The sequence below is a fragment of the Desulfosarcina cetonica JCM 12296 genome (assembly GCF_001311845.1).
Lineage (GTDB): Bacteria > Desulfobacterota > Desulfobacteria > Desulfobacterales > Desulfosarcinaceae > Desulfosarcina > Desulfosarcina cetonica.
In genome coordinates this window covers 1-3,862 of sequence record NZ_BBCC01000329.1, presented here as the reverse complement: position 1 = coordinate 3,862, position 3,862 = coordinate 1, and the positions used below count along the sequence as shown (strand labels likewise).

General features: G+C 64.9%; 7 protein-coding genes. 6 read left to right on the top strand and 1 reads right to left on the bottom strand.

Translation table 11 applies throughout. The features are described from left to right. The 3 genes from JCM12296_RS40650 to JCM12296_RS33130 all read left to right on the top strand — a co-directional run. A partial coding sequence (locus JCM12296_RS40650; RefSeq protein ID WP_172684237.1) for a hypothetical protein occupies positions 1 to 257 on the top strand: 257 nt, incomplete at its 5' end. Beyond that, a complete protein-coding gene (locus JCM12296_RS33135; RefSeq protein ID WP_054702127.1) occupies positions 254 to 883 on the top strand; it encodes a phage baseplate assembly protein V in 630 nt (209 codons plus the stop codon). The genes JCM12296_RS40650 and JCM12296_RS33135, both read left to right, overlap by 4 nt. Positions 884 to 899: 16 nt before the next feature. Next, the gene (locus JCM12296_RS33130) at positions 900 to 1,295 is read left to right on the top strand and encodes a PAAR domain-containing protein (protein WP_054702125.1); all 396 of its coding nucleotides are present in this window, start codon (positions 900 to 902) and stop codon (positions 1,293 to 1,295) included. A gap of 195 nt (positions 1,296 to 1,490) precedes the next feature. Here JCM12296_RS33130 and JCM12296_RS39395 read toward each other — a convergent pair whose 3' ends face one another. Further along, on the bottom strand, positions 1,491 to 1,706 hold the full coding sequence (locus JCM12296_RS39395) for a hypothetical protein (protein ID WP_054702122.1): 216 nt from the start codon (positions 1,704 to 1,706) through the stop codon (positions 1,491 to 1,493). On the opposite strand from JCM12296_RS39395, the gene JCM12296_RS33120 reads away from it, so the two are divergent. The 3 genes from JCM12296_RS33120 to JCM12296_RS33110 form a co-directional block, all read left to right on the top strand. Next, complete coding sequence (locus JCM12296_RS33120) at positions 1,693 to 2,820, top strand: baseplate J/gp47 family protein (RefSeq protein WP_083456756.1); 1,128 nt, start codon at positions 1,693 to 1,695, stop codon at positions 2,818 to 2,820. The genes JCM12296_RS39395 and JCM12296_RS33120 overlap by 14 nt on opposite strands. Next, positions 2,817 to 3,515: a hypothetical protein gene (locus tag JCM12296_RS33115; RefSeq protein WP_054702116.1), complete on the top strand. Its 699-nt coding sequence runs from the start codon at positions 2,817 to 2,819 to the stop codon at positions 3,513 to 3,515. Before JCM12296_RS33120 ends, JCM12296_RS33115 begins: the two co-directional genes overlap by 4 nt. Further along, a partial coding sequence (locus tag JCM12296_RS33110; protein ID WP_157068137.1) for a hypothetical protein occupies positions 3,512 to 3,862 on the top strand: 351 nt, incomplete at its 3' end. The genes JCM12296_RS33115 and JCM12296_RS33110, both read left to right, overlap by 4 nt.

Below are 3,862 nucleotides of genomic sequence, written 5' to 3'. Positions count from 1 at the left end.
GCGCCGACGCCGTATCCGGATACCACGAAGCCCGCATTGCAGAGCAGGCGCGGATGACCGGCGCCGTCGTCATTGACGCGCCGGGTGCCCCCATCCTGCGGCCGGGAAATGTGTTTACCGTCGAGCACGACGCCCTCGGCGGCGAATACGTGGCGGCGGAGGTGATTCATTTTTACAGCAAGGCCGCCGGTTTCCTGACCCGGGTCTACGGGTGGCGGAAGGGTGGCAGCGGCGGCCTGCCGGGAGGCTTGTTGTGAGCGGCGAACTCATCGACACCCTCCAGCAGTTGATCCGGCGGGAACTGGGACGGCTGCGCACGGCCGAGATCGGCATCGTGGAAGGGATCCATCCCCATGCGTCCGATGACGACGCCGACAACTACGCGTGCAGCGTCCGGCTGCGCGACAGCGGCATCACGCTGCCCAAAGTGCCGCTGGCCGCCGTGAAAACCGGTGTCGCGGCAACGCCGGCGGAAGGCGATGTCGTGTTGGTCCAGTTCGTTAACGGCGACATCCACCGCCCTGTGATCATCGGGTCCCTTTACACCGACCAGCAACGGCCGCCGGTCAGTGACGACGGGACGATGGTGCTCCACCTGCCCCACGACGCCGCCAATGACGACGCCGTGCATCTGGAGCTGCACAGCGTCGACAAACGGGAATTTTCGATGGCTCTGGGCGCGGGACTGGTGATGACCCTGCGGGATGACGATCCGGCCATCGAATTCGATGTCGGCGGTGGAAAATGCACCATATCCGTTGCCACGGACGGTGCCGTGACGTTGGAGAGTCAGGGCGACCTGACGCTGAAAGGCAACGAAATTACCATGGAAGCCCAGGGAAATATGACCCTCAAGGGTGCCAAAATCGATTTGAACCCCTGAACCAGGAGGCGGACGGATGGCGCTCCCGGCGGCAAAAGAAGGCGACAGTATCATGGCGACCGACACCCACATCGTGCAGATCCCCTCGCCCGGCGGACCGATCCCCACGCCGTTGCCCCATCCGTTTACCGGGAAGATCGACGGGGAACTCAGCAGTGATGTCTTTTTCAACGGCAAGGCTGCGGCAACCGTCGACAGCACCGCCACAAACCAACCGGCGCACATTCCACAGGGGGGGGCCTTCCAATCGCAGCCGGCAGACAAAGGGACGATCACCATGGGCAGCAGCTCGGTATTCGTCAACGGCAAGGCCGTCGCGCGCATGGGAGACACCGCCGAAACCTGCAATGATCCGTCCGACATGCCCGTCGGCACGGTTATCGCCTCCGGGACCGTTTTTGTGGGCGGATAACGGAGTGACGACAAAAGAAGCCAAACGATATGAATGAACTGGCAACCGACATCGCCCTGACGCTTCGCCACAGCGAACTGCGGCCGGTCTACCGAATCGGCGTCCGCCGTTATCGCCGGGACCGCGTCTTTTTCGAGGATATCAACACCGTCAACGGGCGCGAAAACCTGGCGCAGGCGGTCGTGGCGCGCCTGCTCACCCCCCGTTGGCGAACTCGCTTCCCTCGGCCATCCCGAATACGGGTCGCGCCTGCACGAGCTGATCGGTCGCGAAAACACCCAAACCACCCGAAACCTCATCAAGCTGTATATCCTCGAAAGTCTCGCCCTCGAACCGCGCATCGCTGACATTGCAGCGGTCCGTGTCGCGCCGGGCGCCGCCCCCCGCACGCGGGTGGATGTCGAACTCCAAATCGTTTCATCAACCGACGCGCAACCCTTTACGGTTGGCCCGTTTTCCCTGGAGCTGGGCTCATGACCATCCGAAGACGCACGTATCCCGAAGTCTCAACAATGTCCTGACCGGCGTCAGCGGCGGCGTCGCCGCCGAATCGCACCCCTATGCACGGGGGCAGGACACGGACATCCATCTGTTGCGCGCCCCGGTGGGCGAACTCGTTTCGGTTCACGGCAGACGCAACGTCGCCTCATACCAATTCCGGGTCGACGAAGACTTTACCTTTGATGCCGGGACCGGCGTTATCACCTGGACCAAAGACGGCGCCCGCCCGGATATCGATACGCTGGTGGAAGTGAATTATTATCCAGCCGACACGTTCCCGCCCCTCACCGACATCCATGCCGGCAGCGTGGTGCGGACCCTGTGCGAATCGATATCCCTGGAGATGGCCCGGATTCACGCCCAACTGCAGGCGGTCTACGAGGCCGGATATGTCGATACCGCCACGGGCCGATCGCTGGACAACGTGGTGGCGCTCCTGGGAATCGAACGGATCCGGCGCGGCCGGCCGACCGGCGAGATCGAACTGCAACGCGCCCCCGGATCGGCCGGGGTCGTCACGATTCCGGCGGGGACCCGGTTTGCCGCGGAAGACGGCGCCATCGAATACGAAACAACCGCCGCCGCCGTAATGGCGGATGGGCAAAAAACGGTCCGCATCCCCATCCGGGACCTGGAGGTCAACGACCCGGTTCCCGCCGACGCCATCACCCAGATGCCGATTCCGGTCGCCGGCATCGGATCGGCGACCAACCCGGCGCCGACGGCGATCGGAACGCGGGACGAAACCGATGCCGAGTTGCGCACGCGCGCCAAACAGTTTCTGCACGGCAGCGAACGGGCGACCCTCGGAGCCCTCAAGGCGGCCATCGTCCGCCAGGGCGTGGATGCCGACGTCGACGAGCACCCCGATTCGCCGGGGGTAATCACGGTCATTCCCCATGCCGGTGTGCTCGACCCGGAACTCAAGCAGCGGCTCCTGACCGCCATCCACGACACCCGGCCGGCCGGGGTTCAGGTCAACCTGGCCGCACCCGTCGCGCGTGGAACGTTCACCTCGAGTTGACCCTGACCACCCGGGCCGGCCTCCTGCCCGAGGAGGTCCGGGGCCTGCACGATCGGATCCGCGCATCGCTGACCGGTTATTTCGACGCCCTCGAAGCCCGTTCCAACGGCAGCATCAACAAGGTCATCGGCGCCGCGCTGGCCGAAGAGGCGGTGGAAGACGTTCAACTGACCTCCGCCACCTGGGACGACGGCAGTGCAGATCCGCCCGCCCCTGTCAATGTCCTCGACCGGGATGCGGGCCTGCTGGTGCTCGAAGGAAATCCGACGGTCCTGTCCGATGTCAAGTTCATCGATTCCGGGCTGCCGGCATCCCTGTCCATCCTGGTCGCCTACCCCAACGGCGAAGCCCCGCCCGACCGAACGGCCATCGAATCGGCGCTCTCCCAGGCCACCGCTTACCTGAGCGGACAGGCCGAACAGAACGCCGCCGCGTCGAACCGAACGCTCTCCTACGCCCGGCTCTTCCACGCCCTGCCGCTGCCGGGTAAAACCAGCGGAACGCTCTCGGCTCTCGACGCCGGTGATGAAACCGCGCCCGGCGCCAACGTCACGCCCTACAGCGTGACCTTCGTGACGGCGTCGGCCAGTGGAAAGGCCGCCGCCATGGCCGGTATGGGGGATCCGGCCTATGTGCTTTCGGCCGGCGAACGCATCGAACTCCTCGAACTGTCCATCGAAGAGGCCTCCGCATGAGCGCCGCCGAATCGATCCGGAGCCGCCTGCCCTCCCTCTACCGTCCGGAACCCGGCGAATCCGGGATTGTTTCCGACATGCTGGCGGCAGTCGGCGACCGGATCGACACCCTACACCAACTGAGCGCGTTTGTGTTGCAGCAGCACTGGTTCCACTTTGCAGACAAACGAACCTTCAGCCCGACGGCGAATCTGATGCGGGAACGGGCCCAGCGGCCCGTTTTGCTCCAGGGCGACCTGATGGTCGTCGCCGATGCGATGCAGCTCCTGACCCCGCTCAAATCGGCCGCCCGGCCCATAGACGTTTTCGTTGTCGACGCGCTGCGGCCGGCGACGGCGGACCTGCTG